This is a genomic window from Streptomyces bambusae, from assembly GCF_020532645.1.
Classification (GTDB): domain Bacteria; phylum Actinomycetota; class Actinomycetes; order Streptomycetales; family Streptomycetaceae; genus Streptomyces; species Streptomyces bambusae.
In genome coordinates this window covers 71,150-84,829 of the sequence record NZ_JAJAUZ010000035.1, presented here as the reverse complement: position 1 = coordinate 84,829, position 13,680 = coordinate 71,150, and the positions used below count along the sequence as shown (strand labels likewise).

10 protein-coding genes are annotated in these 13,680 nt (G+C 74.7%); 8 read left to right on the top strand and 2 right to left on the bottom strand.

What is annotated here, in order from left to right:
• The first annotated feature begins 80 nt into the window (after nucleotides 1–80).
• The 6 genes from LG634_RS23410 (at nucleotide 81) to LG634_RS23385 (ending at nucleotide 4,446) form a co-directional block, all read left to right on the top strand.
• Nucleotides 81–704, top strand: coding sequence for a YdeI/OmpD-associated family protein (locus tag LG634_RS23410; RefSeq protein WP_226735922.1), 624 nt, complete (start codon nucleotides 81–83; stop codon nucleotides 702–704).
• Nucleotides 705–917: 213 nt separating this feature from the next.
• The gene (locus LG634_RS23405) at nucleotides 918–1,334 is read left to right on the top strand and encodes a GntR family transcriptional regulator (RefSeq protein ID WP_226735921.1); all 417 of its coding nucleotides are present in this window, start codon (nucleotides 918–920) and stop codon (nucleotides 1,332–1,334) included.
• The gene (locus LG634_RS23400; RefSeq protein WP_226735919.1) at nucleotides 1,331–2,266 is read left to right on the top strand and encodes an ATP-binding cassette domain-containing protein; all 936 of its coding nucleotides are present in this window, start codon (nucleotides 1,331–1,333) and stop codon (nucleotides 2,264–2,266) included. Before LG634_RS23405 ends, LG634_RS23400 begins: the two co-directional genes overlap by 4 nt.
• A complete protein-coding gene (locus LG634_RS23395; protein ID WP_226735917.1) occupies nucleotides 2,263–3,213 on the top strand; it encodes an ABC-2 membrane transporter-related protein in 951 nt (316 codons plus the stop codon). The genes LG634_RS23400 and LG634_RS23395 overlap by 4 nt, the downstream gene beginning before the upstream one ends.
• A gap of 60 nt (nucleotides 3,214–3,273) precedes the next feature.
• A complete protein-coding gene (locus LG634_RS23390) occupies nucleotides 3,274–4,065 on the top strand; it encodes a class I SAM-dependent methyltransferase (protein WP_226735915.1) in 792 nt (263 codons plus the stop codon).
• A gap of 99 nt (nucleotides 4,066–4,164) precedes the next feature.
• Nucleotides 4,165–4,446 (top strand): DUF6225 family protein, encoded by a 282-nt coding sequence (locus LG634_RS23385; protein WP_226735913.1) that lies wholly within the window; start codon nucleotides 4,165–4,167, stop codon nucleotides 4,444–4,446.
• Nucleotides 4,447–4,470: 24 nt separating this feature from the next.
• Here LG634_RS23385 and LG634_RS23380 read toward each other — a convergent pair whose 3' ends face one another.
• Nucleotides 4,471–9,168, bottom strand: coding sequence for a CHAT domain-containing protein (locus LG634_RS23380; protein ID WP_226735911.1), 4,698 nt, complete (start codon nucleotides 9,166–9,168; stop codon nucleotides 4,471–4,473).
• A gap of 165 nt (nucleotides 9,169–9,333) precedes the next feature.
• On the opposite strand from LG634_RS23380, the gene LG634_RS23375 reads away from it, so the two are divergent.
• Together LG634_RS23375 and LG634_RS23370 are read left to right on the top strand one after the other, a co-directional pair.
• Nucleotides 9,334–11,172 (top strand): glycoside hydrolase family 15 protein, encoded by a 1,839-nt coding sequence (locus LG634_RS23375; protein ID WP_226735909.1) that lies wholly within the window; start codon nucleotides 9,334–9,336, stop codon nucleotides 11,170–11,172.
• A gap of 261 nt (nucleotides 11,173–11,433) precedes the next feature.
• Complete coding sequence (locus LG634_RS23370) at nucleotides 11,434–13,032, top strand: AMP-binding protein (RefSeq protein WP_226735924.1); 1,599 nt, start codon at nucleotides 11,434–11,436, stop codon at nucleotides 13,030–13,032.
• Between the two features lie 113 nt (nucleotides 13,033–13,145).
• Here LG634_RS23370 and LG634_RS23365 read toward each other — a convergent pair whose 3' ends face one another.
• Nucleotides 13,146–13,415: a hypothetical protein gene (locus LG634_RS23365; RefSeq protein ID WP_226735907.1), complete on the bottom strand. Its 270-nt coding sequence runs from the start codon at nucleotides 13,413–13,415 to the stop codon at nucleotides 13,146–13,148.
• Between the last annotated feature and the right edge of the window lie 265 nt (nucleotides 13,416–13,680).

Sequence of the window (13,680 nt, the reverse complement as noted above, 5' to 3'; positions counted from 1 at the left end):
TCGCCCGGCACGCCGAGAGCACGCACCGGACACCGCGGGCACCGCACAGGACTTTCGCAACACCCCCTAGGGTGAGCCGCATGGACCAGGATGATGAGCGCGATGTGCCGGACGGATCGGCCCGGCGGGAGGACCTGGACGGGGTGGAGACCGCCGCCTTCGCGGACGCGGCGGCCTTCGAGGAATGGCTCGGCCGTCACCACGACCGCCGCGAAGGAGTGTGGATCCGCATGGCCCGGAAGGGCTCCGGCATCCCGTCCGTCACCAGCGACGAACTCGTCGACATCGGCCTGTGCTACGGCTGGATCTCCGGGCAGCGCAGGTCCCTCGACGCCACCCACTACCTGCAGAAGTACGTGCCGCGCCGGCCGCGGAGCCTGTGGTCGCAGGTGAACGTGGCGAAGGTGGCCGCCCTGACGGCTGCGGGCCGGATGCGCGAACCGGGCCTGGCAGAAGTGCGCAGGGCGCAGGCCGACGGCCGCTGGGACGCGGCGTACGCCTCGCAGAAGACCGCGGAGGTGCCGGCCGACCTCGCCGAGGCCCTGGCCGCCGACCCGGCCGCCGCCGCGGCCTTCGAAGCCCTCGACCGCAGCGGCCGCTACCGGCTGGCGCTGCCGCTGCTCCAGGCGCTCACCCCGCAGACCCGGCAGGCCCGCCTCGACAAGGCCCTGCAGCGCCTGCGTTCCGGGGGCCCGCACAACTAGGGGTGTTGTCCTCCCCGCATCCTCCCCGCATCCTCCCCGCATCCTCCCCGCATCCTTCCCGCGGCCGCGCCGGCCGTGCCCCGTCGACGTACGGAGCACGGCCGGCGCGGCCGTTCGCCGTTCCCGGCCTGCGGATGCGTCGATTTGACGGATCGCCATACCGCCCTGCATCGTTCCACTAACACATTAGTGGAACGATGCAATGAGGCAGAGATGATCGAGTTTCAGGTGGACCGGCACAGCGGTGTCGCCACGTATCTGCAGCTCGTCAACCAGGTCAAACAGGCGCTCAGACTGGGCGTGCTGGAACCGGGTGACCGGCTGCCCACCGCCCGCGCCGTGGTCGAGGCGACCGCGATCAACCCCAACACCGTGCTCAAGGCCTACCGCGAGCTGGAACGTGAGGGGCTGGTCGAACCCCGGCCGGGACGGGGCACGTTCGTCACCCGCTCGCTGTCGCGCCCCGAATCCGCCGCCGACTCGCCGCTCCGCGCCGACCTCGTCGCCTGGATGCGCCGGGCCCGCGACGCCGGCCTGGACCGCGACGAGATCACGGCGCTGGTCGAAGCGGCCCGCGCCGAGGCCGAGTCCGACCCGGCCGCACCCGCACGAAAGGACAACACCACGTGAACGACCCGACCGCCGCCCCCGCGCTGCGGGCCACCGCGGTCGAGCAGCGGTTCAAGGGCACGACCGCCCTCCAGGACTGCACGTTCGACCTCCCGGCCGGCCGCATAGCCGCCCTCGTCGGCCCGAACGGCGCCGGCAAGAGCACCCTCCTCCACCTCGCGGCCGGACTGCTGCGCCCCACCGGCGGAGAGGTCCGGGTGTTCGGCAGCGAGCCCGGCACCCCGCCGGCGCTCGGCCGCACCGCCTTCGTCAGCCAGGACAGGCCGCTCTTCCCGCAGTTCACGGTCGCCGACACGCTCGCCGCGGGGCGCCGCCTGAACCGCACCTGGGACCAGGCCGAGGCCGAGCGGATCGTACGGGCCGGGAACATCCCGCTCACCGCCCGCATCGGCACCCTCTCCGGCGGCAGGCGCACCCGCGTCGCCCTCGCCCTCGCCCTGGCCAAGCGGGCCGACCTGCTGCTCCTCGACGAGCCGCTCGCCGACCTCGACCCGCTGGTCCGCCACGAGATCACCGGACTGCTCATGGCCGAGGCCGCCGAACGCGGCACCACCGTCGTGATCTCCTCGCACGTCCTGCCCGAACTGGAGGACGTCTGCGACCACGTGCTGCTCGTCCAGGACGGACGGATCCGGCTCGCCGGCGACACCGACGACCTCCGCGAGGCCCACACCCGGCTCACCGGGCGCGCCGACCCGTCCACCCCGGACGGTCTGCCCACGGCGGCCGACCGCGGCGCCGTCGTGCACGCCGCCACCACCGGCCGCCAGCTGACCGCCGTCATCCGCAACGCCCCCGGCACCCGGCGCCCGGCCGGCTTCGACGGCACCGCGGACACCCCGTGGATCACCGCCACCCCGTCGCTCGAACAACTCCTCCTCGCCCACCTGCGCGCCCCGGCCGCCGCCCACCGGACGGAGGCCGCCGCATGACCGGCACCCTGTGGCTCGCCTGGCGCCAGCAGCGCCTGCTCATCCTCGCCGGAACGGTCCTGCTCGCCCTGTGCACCGTCTGGGTCGCCGTCCGCCGCGCGGACCTGATGGACGCCATCGGCGGCTACGATCTCAGCCGCTGCAAGGGCTGGAACGGCACCTGCCCGCCCGAGCCGTACGAGGCCATGTTCGACGCCGCGGGCGGCATCCGCCTCCTCGGCACCATGGGCCTCCTGGTGCCCGCCGCAATCGGCATGTTCTGGGGCGCCCCGCTGATCGGCCGCGAACTGGAGAGCGGCACGATCAAGGTGGCCCTCACCCAGGGCGCGGGCCTGCGCAGCTGGTTCGCCGCCCGCCTCGGCCTGGCCGCCGTCTGCGCGGCCGTCTTCTCCGCCGGGCTCGCCGCGCTCACCGCCTGGTGGTGGGAGCCCACCGCCAACATGCTGGACGGGGTCTACTGGCACGACCCGTACATCCTCAACACCACCGGGCCCGCGGCCGTCGCCGCCGCCCTGTTCGCACTCGCCGCCGGCACCGCCGTCGGCCTTCTGACCCGCCGCACCCTGCCCGCCATGGGCATCACCCTCGGCACGGTGCTGGCCACCGCGGCCGTCCTGACCTTCTTCCGGCGCGACTTCGTCACCCCCGTCGACCGGGTCACCGCCGGCATGACGCCCAAGCAGCTCATCGGCAGCGCCTGGTCCGCCGGTTACCGCTACCTCACCCCGGACGGCCGGCAGCACCCCCTGGAGAACTGCCTGTTCTCCGGCGAGGAACTCCGCCGCTGCATGGCCGAGAAGGGGTTCAGCGGCCGCGTCCACAAGGTCTACCCGAGCTCCGACTACTGGACCTTCCAGCAGATCGACACGATCGTGTACCTCGTGCTGGCGGTGGCGCTGGTCGCGCTGACCGCCGTCCTCCTGCGCCGCCGCACCCGCCTGGTCTGAGCCCGCCGAGGCCCCCCGACCCCGCACCCGCACCGCCCGATCCCTCCGGAGGAACTCCGCATGGCCGGCAAGAAGAACCTCATCGCCAACCGCACCACCCTGACCCACAAGGTCCGTTACGCGGTCCGCAACCCCCGCCGCATCGCCCCGTACGTCCGCAGGGCCGCCCGGGACACCTGGCTGCGCGTCAAGCACCCCGACCACGTCGGCTACTACCGCGCGGTCATGGCCTCCGACACCGCCCGCAACCCCGAGGCGGCCGTCGGCAGCCAGACCCACGACCGCTGGCTCGCGCTCGGCCGGATGCAGTTCGACTACCTCGTCGGACACGGCCTGGCCCCCGAACACCGGATGCTCGACATCGGCTGCGGCAACCTGCGGGCCGGCTGGCGCTTCATCGAACACCTCGACACCGGGCACTACTACGGCATCGACATCTCGCCCGACATCCTCATCTCCGCCAAGGAGACCCTCACCCGGCAGGGACTCCAGGAGAAACTCCCGCACCTCACCCTCACCAGGAACCTCACCCTCGACTTCCTGCCCGAGGCGCACTTCGACGTGGTGCACGCGCACAGCGTGTTCTCGCACTCGCCGATCGAGATCATCGACGAGTGCCTCGCCCACGTCGCCCGGATCCTGGCCCCCGGCGGCTTCTTCGACTTCACCTTCGACCGCACCGAGGGCGAGGAACACCAGGTCCTGCGCGAGGACTTCTACTACCGCACCCGGACCCTGATCGACCTCGCCGCCCGGCACGGCCTCACCGCCCGCTTCATGGACGACTGGGAACTCCTGGACCACGGCCAGTCCAAGATCCGCGTCACGGTGCCGGAGTCCCGGCCGGAGTGAACACCGTGCGAGGACGGCCGCGGGACCCGCGGCCGTCCTCGCACCCGCCCCCCGGCGCGGCGCGGCCGGGGCGGTCCCCGCGGCCTCTACTGTCGGCGCATGGCAGACACGTTCGAGCACCAGCCGCAGGTGTGGACCGCGGGCCGGCTCCGCCAGGCGCTGGCCGGGCTCCCCGACGAGACCCCCATCCACATCGGAGTCGCCGACAGCCCCGGGGACTTCGAGGGCTACGGCGAGTACGTCCTCGTCGACGCCGAGCCGGTGGAGATGGACCCCGACGACGGCGCCGAGGCGCCCGCCGCATCCGGCGGGCCGGCCCGCGTCCAGTTCACCCTCTTCGCCGACGCCTCCGCCGGCGTCTACCACCACGACCTCGACTGACCTCCCGCCGCCCGCACGGGGCCGTCACGGCCCCGTGTGCACATACGCGGCCCACCACAGCGGGTGCTCCCCGGCCTCCCGCAGCCCCTGCACCGCCGCGTGCAGCGCCCGCGCCGCCCGGTCCGCATCCAGGCCCGCGGCCCCCGGCAGGGCCAGCCCCTCGTAGAACTCCGCCACCGCGCGCAGCGCGCTCGCGTCCCCGACCACCCACTGCGCCGCCACCACGTGGCCGAACCCCGCCAGTTGCAGCGCCCCGGCCAGGTGCACCGCCTCGTCGGGCAGCCCCGCCGAGCCGCGCGCCGTCTCGCACGCCGACAGGAACGCCAGCCGGGCCCCCGACAGCCGCAGCCGTGCGATGTCCGACGCCGTCAACGGGCCCGCCCCGGCATGGTCGTGGCAGTACAGCGCCCCGCCGGCCGAGTCGGCCGGATCCTGGCTGCCGTGCCCCGAGAAGTGCAGGAAGCCGTGGTCCGGCAGTGCGTCCAGCACCGCCCGCCGCGAGGCGCCCTCCCCGGCCAGCAGCGTCGCCCCGGGCACCCGGCCCGCCACCCTCCCCGCCTCCTCCCGGGCGTGCGGCAGCACCGGCAGACCGGGGGAGTGCGAAGCGTCGACGGCCAGCAGCCGGCCGCCCGTCCCCGGCGCCCCGGAGCGCGGCCCGGCGGTGCCACCGGACCGCGCCGCCACCAGCGCGCGGAGCGTGGTCGTGTACGAGCACACGTACCGGTCCGGCAGGTTCCGCGGCCCCGGCAGCGACGGCCCCGGCCCGGCGTCCCCGCCGCCCGGCCCGTAATGCCCCGCCGCATGCAGCGGCAGCAGGGACAGCAGACCCGTGGGGCACCACCACAGCCGGGGCGGAACGGACGGGTCCGACGGCGGGCCCGCTACGGAGGCGAGTTCCGCCACGACCGGCGCCGCCACCGCGTCCCACAGCCAGCCCAGGGTGCCGGTCAGCACCCGCTGGGCACGCCAGGCCGCCGTCGGGGAGCCGCCCGCCGCCGCCAGCGCGTCCAGCAGTGCCGCAGCGCGCTCGGTGACTCCGCCCGGGCCCTCCAGCCGGAGGTCCGGCAGCGGTACGGTGCGCAGCCCGGCCCGCGTGACGATCAGAGCGTCACAGCGCAGCGCACTGGTGTTCACCACCACCACGGGACCGCCGGCCGCCGCCGAGAGCAGCCGCCGCGGGTCGGGCGGCCGCAGGAAGTCCGAGAGACCGGGCAGCGCCCGGGCCTCGGCCAGCAGAGCGTCCATCTCCGTCGCCAGGTCGCGGCGCCGCTCGGCCGCGGCCGGATCGCCCGGCAGCTCGGCACCCGGGTCCTCCGCGGCATCCAGCAGGGCCCGCACCTCGCCCATCCTGGCCGCCAGCGCGGGCGCCTGCTCGCGCAGCCGGGACAGGTCGTCGCGGGCCTCCAGCGCCTGCGCCAGCAGCACCCCGCGGCCCTGCTCCAGCAACTGCAGGGCCTCCTCGGGACGGCCGGCGGTCAGCGCCACCGCCGCCGCGTCCCCCGCCACGCCGGCCGCCCGCCCCAGGGCGTCGAGCCGGTCGGCGCGGTCCAGGCCGTGCCAGGCCAGCAGGGGGAGTTCGGCGACCGCTGCCCGGTGGGCGTCCAGCGCCTGCCCCCACTGCTCCGTGCCCAGAGCGGCCACCCCCCAGGCCCGGGCCGCCCGGAACCGGATCTTCACCGGCGCGGTCGCCAGCTCCGTGGCCTCCCGGTAGTACCCGAACGCCCGGCGCAGGGCCGACCGGCTGCGGCCGAGCACGGCACGCACGACCAGCAGCCAGGCGAGCTGGGACACGTGCGCGGCCCGCTGGAGATCGTCCACCGGCGTGAGCCGCACCGACTCCTCGGCCGCCCCGATCGCCTCGACGAGGTCCGGGTACGCCCCCGCGAACCGGCGCCGCGCGCCCCGGCCGAGGACCAGCTGCGGCACGGCGTCGAGCAGGTCGCCCGGGTCCTGGGGCAGGTGCTCGACCGTGAACCGGTCGCGCAGCGCCCGCGACAGGTTCGCCAGGTACTTGGCGCGCAGGGGATGCGCCTCCGGCAGACCGGCCACCGCCGCCCGCAGATGGGTCAGCGCCTCCTCCCGGTCGGCCCGGTCGCGACCGCGACGGTGCCGGCCGAGCAGGGCCATCGCCAGGTTCGACAGCAGGGTCGGCCGCAGCGGGTGCCCCGCGGGCTCGGCGGCCAACGCCTCCCGCCCGGCCGCGACGGCCTCGTCCAGCCAGCGCGCCTCGCCGGTCCGCTCCGCGAGGCCGAGCAGCGTGATGCACAGGTTGTTCCGGTACGTCGGCCCGTCCGCGCTCCCGGCGGGCACCGCCCGGACCGCCGCCCGGTTCGCCTCGACGGCCTCCTCCAGATCCGGCCGGGCCCCCGACGCCTCGTACCGCCGCAGCAGGGCGCTCCCCAGGTTCGTCAACGGGACGGCGAGCTGGGCCCGGTCGGTGCGGGAGGCGATCTCGACGGCCTGCCGGCAGACCCGTACGGCCTCTTCCACGTCGGCCCGCGCCCCGGTCCGCTTGTAGCGGGCGAGGAGGGAACTGCTCAGGTTGGTCAGATGGACCGCCCGCTCCGGGTGCCCCTCGGGGAGTGCGGCGGCGGCCCGGCGGGTCAGGCCGACCGCCCGGTCCAGGTCCGCCGGCACCCCGGACCGCTCGGCCCGCCGGGTCAGCAGCGCCCCCAGGCTGGACAGTCCGACCGCGTCCGCCGGGCCCTGCGGGCCGCCCGCCGGCACCGCCGCCTCCATCCGCTGCACCGCCTCGTCGAGCAGGGCCGTCTCACCGGACTGCTCATACGCCGTCTGGAGGGCCCGCCCGAGGTTGAGCAGCACCTGGGGCGCGTGCCGGTCCCGGTCGCCGCGCAGGGAACGGGCCGCCCGGCGGTGCCAGTCCAGGGCCTGTGCGAGGTCGTCGGCATTGCCGGTGCGTCCGAACCGCCGCAGGTACTGGCCGCCCACGTGCGAGGCGTCGACCGCGATCTCCGACCGGTCCGGACCGACCTCGACGGCGGTCCGGTACGCCGCCAGCGCCGCGTCCACGTCGGCCGGTTCGTCGGTGCGCTCGAAGCGGTGGGCGAGGGCGTGGCCGAGTTCCGAGTGGCACTTGGCCCGAGCCGCCGGATGGTAGCCGGCGAGCAGCGCGCACGCCTCGGTCAGCGCGGCGACCGCCTCCTCGTTGTCGGCCGCCGCGCCGGTCAGCCGATGGCGTGCGGACAGCGCCTCGCCCAGCAGGCACAGCGGCACGCCCCGGTCGGAGCCGGCCGCGCCGGCCCGGACCCGTACGCTCAGCCGGGCGGCCGCCACGGCGGCGTCCGCGTCGGCCGGATCCGCGGTGTGCCGGTGCCGGCTCAGCAGGGCGTGGCCCAGGTCGTAGGCGGCCACCGCGGTGTCCGCGTCGTCGCCCCGCCGGGTACACAGGTCCAGCCGCTCCCGCAGCACCCCGACCGCCTCGTCGATGTCGGCGGCCACCCACCCGTGCTCGAACCGCAGCTTCAGCGCATCGCCCAGCGAGCGGAGCAGTACCGGCCGCGCCGGCGAACCGGCGGTCATTGCCGCCAGCGCCCGCCGCACCGCGTCCACCGCCGCATCGAGGTCGGCGGCCGCACCCGTGTGCCGGGCCTTGGACCGCAGTACGTTGCCCAGCGAGGCCTGGAGGCCGGGCCGGGCCGGGTGGCCCGGCGGGCAGGCCACCACCGACCGGATCGCCGCGTCGACCGCGCCGTCGAGGTCGGCCGGGTCGCCGGACAGCAGGAACCGCTGGTCGTACGCCTGCCCGAGGTTCGACAGGTAGGAGGCGCGCTGCGGATCGTCCGGGGCGGCGAGCCCGGCCGCACGGCGCAGCGCCTCGACGGCCTCCGCCAGGTCCGCGGGATCTGCGTCCTGCTCGTACCGCAACAGCAGGGCCAGGCCCGTGTTGGAATGCAGCAGCGCCTGCGGCTCGGGTGCGGCCCGCACCGACTCGCGGCCCGCCTCGACGGCCTCGTCGAGGTCGGCCCGGAGTCTGCGCAGCCCGAACCGGGCGGTGAGCGCCCCGGACAGGTTGGTGAGGTACAGCGCCCGCTCGGGGTCGTCCGGGCGGGCCAGCCGGACCGCGGCCCGGCCGGCCTCCGCGGCCTCCTCCAGATCCGCGTCCCGGCCGTGCACCAGGTACCGGGAGCGCAGCGCGAAGGAGAGGTTCGACAGCATGGTCGCCACGGCCGGGTGGCCCTCCGGCAGCACGTCGAGCAGTTCCCGCCACCGGTCGGCCGACGCCTCCAGCGCCGCGGGGTCGCCGACGGCCGTCCAGCGGGCGAGCAGCTCCAGCCCGTCGGCCACCAGCGCCGCCACGTCCCGGGGGACCGGCAGGTCCACGGCGGCCACGTGCTCCCGGATCTGCTCCGGCACCTCCTCCGGAGCGAACCGGCCGACGAACGAGAACAGGGCGAACGTCAGCTCGGCGTCCGGCTGCGCCTGCTCGCTCCCCGGCCCCAGCACCAGGCACCGGGCGAAGTGCAGGCAGGCCGCCCGGTAGAGGGCCGCCAGGTCGAGGAGGTAGAGCGCGTCCCGGTCCGGCTCCGCCCCGGCGGCCGGCAGCGGGGAGCGCAGCACCAGCAGCCGCAGCCCGGTGGCCTCCGCCACGGCGGCCGGATCCGTCACGGCCGCGGCGTCCCCGCGCATCCAGAACGCCTCCAGGCGCTCCTCCAGCGCCGCCGACAGCCGGTCCGCCTCCGCCCAGCCGGTCCCTTCCACCATCCCGCCCCCGTCACCCCGTCACCCCGTGCCCACCGCGCACCGCGCACCGCGCACCCGCACCCGCACCCGACATGATGATCCACCGACTCCGGTGACCGGGAGGCGGTTTGCGGCCACGGCCACCGCCGGATCGCCGGGGTGCGGCCGCTGGCCGATAGTGGACGCATGGAGCGCTACCCGCTCATCGCCGACCACGGCCTCGTGGGCGACCTGCAGACGGCCGCCCTGGTGTCGAACCGGGGCGTGGTGGACTGGTTCGCGGCTCCCCGGTTCGACTCGCCCGGGATCTTCTCCGGGCTGCTCGACCACGAGCGCGGCGGCTGGTTCCGGCTGGCGGTGGACGGGACGGACGTCACCGTCAAGCAGCTCTACTACCCCGACACGGCCGTCCTGGTCACCCGGTTCATGTCCCCGGACGGTGTCGGCGAACTCCTCGACTGGATGCCCCCGGACCGCACCGGCCGGCCGGCCGCCCGTCACAGTCTGATGCGCGTGGTGCGCTGCACCCGCGGCACGGTCCGCTTCACCCTGGACTGCCGGCCCCGCTTCGACTTCGGCCGGGCCCCCCACACCCTCCGCATCGACGGCCGCACCGCCGAGTTCCGGGCACCGGGCACGTCCGGCTTCCTCCAGACGAACATCCCGCTGGAGCGCCACGGCGAGGCCGACGTGCGCGGCGAGATCGTCCTGACGCGCGGCGAGCGGGCCGGCGCCGCGTTCACCGCCGACGAGGCCGGAGCGAGCGCCCCGGACCTGCCCGCCGGCACCGGAGTCGAAGCCGACTTCTGGGCCACCGTCGACTACTGGCAGAAGTGGGTCGGCACCACGAGCTACCGCGGCCGCTGGCCCGACATGGTGCACCGCTCGGCCATCACCCTGAAGCTGCTCACCTACCTGCCCACCGGAGCCCCCATCGCCGCGGCCACCCTCGGCCTGCCGGAACAGGTCGGCGGCGAGCGCAACTGGGACTACCGGTACACGTGGATCCGGGACGGCTCGCTGTCCGTACGGGCCCTGCTCGACCTCGGGTTCGTCGAAGAGGCCACGGCGTTCACCGACTGGCTCACCGACCGGGTCACCGAGCGCGGCCCACGCGTGCGCGAGGGCGCCCACCCGCTCCAGATCATGTACCGGGTGGACGGCGACCCGCAGCTCCCCGAGGAGGTGCTGGACCACTTCGAGGGCTACCGCGGCTCCTACCCGGTCAGGGTCGGCAACGCCGCCGCCGACCAGGTGCAGCTCGACATCTACGGCGAGTCGCTGTACGCCCTCGCGCAGGGCCAGGGGCGCGACGCCCAGCCCACGTACGCCGGCTGGCAGGCGGTGTCCTCGATGCTGGACTGGCTGACCGGCGCCTGGGACCGGCCCGACGAGGGCATCTGGGAGACCCGCGGCGGTCCGAAGGAGTTCACGTACAGCCGCGTGATGTCCTGGGTGGCGTTCGACCGCGGGCTGCGGCTCGCGGAGGAGTTCGGCCGCCCGGCCGCCCCCGACGACTGGCGCCGGGCCCGCGACGAGATCTTCGCCCAGGTCATGGAACGGGGCTGGAGCCGGGACCGGGGCGCCTTCGTGCAGCACTACGGCACCGGAGTCCTGGACGCCTCGCTGCTGCTGATCCCGCGGGTGGGCCTGCTCAGCCCGACCGACCCGCTGTGGCTGAGCACCCTCGACGCGATCGACCGCGAACTCGTCGAGGACAGCCTGGTGTTCCGGTACGACCCGCAGGCCTCACCGGACGGACTGCGCGGCGCCGAGGGCACGTTCAGCCTGTGCACGTTCCTCTACGTCGACGCGCTGGCGCGGGCCGGACGGGTCCGGCAGGCCCGCTTCTCCTTCGAGAAGATGCTCACCTACGCCAACCACGTCGGCCTGTTCTCCGAGGAGATCGGCCCCAGCGGCGAGCAACTCGGCAACTTCCCGCAGGCGTTCACCCACCTGTCGCTCATCATGGCCGCCACCACCCTGGACGACGCCCTCGACCAGGCGGCCGCCCGCGGCCGGTAGAGGCCGCACGACAGGCCGGTCCTCGCGCGGATGTCGGAGCGGGGACTGGCAGCCGCCTCCCGGAACCGGGATCATGTGGGGCTCCGGCCCGGCCGGGCCCGCACGTCCGGCGATCCGCGCGATCCGAGGAGGAACCCCGTGTCCGTCCCCCACCCGCCGCCCTCCTCGTCCCCGTCGTCCGTCCCGTCCGCCCCCTCTGCCTCGTACGCCTCCTCTGCCTCGTACGCCTCCTCTGCCTCGTACGCCTCCGGGACGAGCGACGTGCCGCTGCTGGGCGACACGATCGGCGAGAACCTCGACCGTGCGGTCCGCGCCTTCCCGGGACGGGACGCGCTCGTGGAGGTCGCCACCGGCCGCCGGTGGACGTACGCGCAGTTCGGCGAGGACGTCGCCGCCCTCGCCCTGGGACTCCTGGAGCTCGGCATCGCCAAGGGCGACCGGGTCGGCATCTGGGCCCCCAACCAGGCCGAGTGGACGCTGCTCCAGTACGCCACCGCGAAGATCGGTGCGATCCTCGTCACCGTCAACCCCGCCTACCGCTCGCACGAGCTGGCGTACGTGGTCCGGCAGTCGGGCATGCGGATGCTGGCCGCCGCGGAACGCTTCAAGACCTCCGACTACGCGGCCATGATCGAGGAGGTCCGGCCCGACTGCCCCGGCCTGGAGCACGTCGTCCTGCTCGGCGGCGACCGGTGGAACGGCCTGCTGGAGCGTGGACGGGCCGCCGACCCGGCCCGGCTCGCCGCCGCCCAGGCGGAGCTGAGCTGCGACGACCCCGTGAACATCCAGTACACGTCCGGCACGACCGGCTTCCCCAAGGGCGCGACGCTCTCGCACCACAACATCCTCAACAACGGCTACTTCGTGGGCGAGTTGTGCCACTACACCGAGCGCGACCGGGTCTGCATCCCGGTGCCGCTCTACCACTGTTTCGGGATGGTGATGGGGGCCCTGGCCTGCACCAGCCACGGGGCGGCCATGGTGCTGCCCGCCCCGTCGTTCGACCCGGCCGCCACCCTCGCCGCCGTCGCCGCCGAGGCCTGCACCTCGCTCTACGGGGTGCCCACCATGTTCATCGCCGAGCTGGCCGAACCCGGCTTCGGCGACCACGACCTGAGCAGCCTGCGCACCGGCATCATGGCCGGCTCGCCCTGCCCCGTCGAGGTCATGAAGGAGGTCATCGACCGGATGGGGATGACGGAGGTCGCCATCTGCTACGGCATGACCGAGACCTCGCCGGTCTCCACCCAGACCCGCGCCGACGACTCCCTCGAACGCCGCGTCACCACCGTCGGCCGCGTCGGCCCGCACCTCGAAGTCAAGGTCGTCGACCCGGAGTCCGGCCGGACCGTGCCCCGCGGCACCCCCGGCGAACTCTGCACCCGCGGCTACTCCGTGATGCTCGGCTACTGGGACGAGCCCGAGAAGACCGCCGAAGCGGTCGACGCCGCCCGCTGGATGCACACCGGCGACCTCGCCGTCATGGACGAGCACGGCTACCTGAGCATCACCGGCCGGATCAAGGACATGGTCATCCGCGGCGGCGAGAACCTCTACCCGCGCGAGATCGAGGAGTTCCTCCACTCCCACCCCGACGTGCTGGACGTCCAGGTCATCGGCGTCCCGGACGAGAAGTACGGCGAGGAGCTGATGGCCTGGGTCCGGATGCGCGAGGGCGCCCCGCCGGTCACCCCCGCAACGGTGCGCGCGTACTGCGCCGGCCGGCTCGCCCACTTCAAGATCCCGCGGTACGTCCACGTCGTCGACGCCTTCCCGATGACCGTCACCGGCAAGATCCGCAAGGTGGAGATGCGGGAGACCGCCGCCCGGCTGCTCGCCGAGGGCGCGCTCATCCCCTGAGCAGTGCAGAGGGCCGGGCCCGGGAGAGACTCCCGGGCCCGGCGGTGAGGGATGGGCCGCACTCCGGCGGCAGGGGCTGGGCCACCTTCAGCCGGCGGTCACGAAGACCGTCGTCAGGAGGTGTACAGGTACCACTTGCCGTGCTCCTTCTTGCAGGAGTACTTGTGCCACTTGCCCTGCTTCTTGCCCTTCTCCCCGGCCTTCTGGCAGGAGGACGAGCTGGAGTACGGCCCGTGCTTGCCGGCGTGCGCCAGCTGCGGGGCCGATACGGCTGCCGAGGAGTGCTGGGGAGCGGCGGAGGCCGCGGCCACCGGGCCGCCCACCAGCAGACCGGCGATCACCAGAGTGGCAGCCGGAGCGAGACGAAAAGCCTTCGTGCGCATGAGGGGTTCCTCTTTCTCTGTCTCTGGATCTCCCAGAGCGTCCGGGTCCTTGCGGGCCCTTCCGGTGTCCGAGCCCCGGTCGGGATCTCGGACCACAAACGTAGGAACCCCCGTATCCCGGGCACATGGGGCGGCGGGCCCAACCCGCCCCCGGCCCGTCGCCCGCCCCGTCCCGGCCGCCGTCCCGGCCCGGTCCCGGGCGGCCGGCCGGACCGTGAGGGGGCGGCGGGCTCAGGTGCCCGGGGCGCGCGGCCGGGGACCGTGG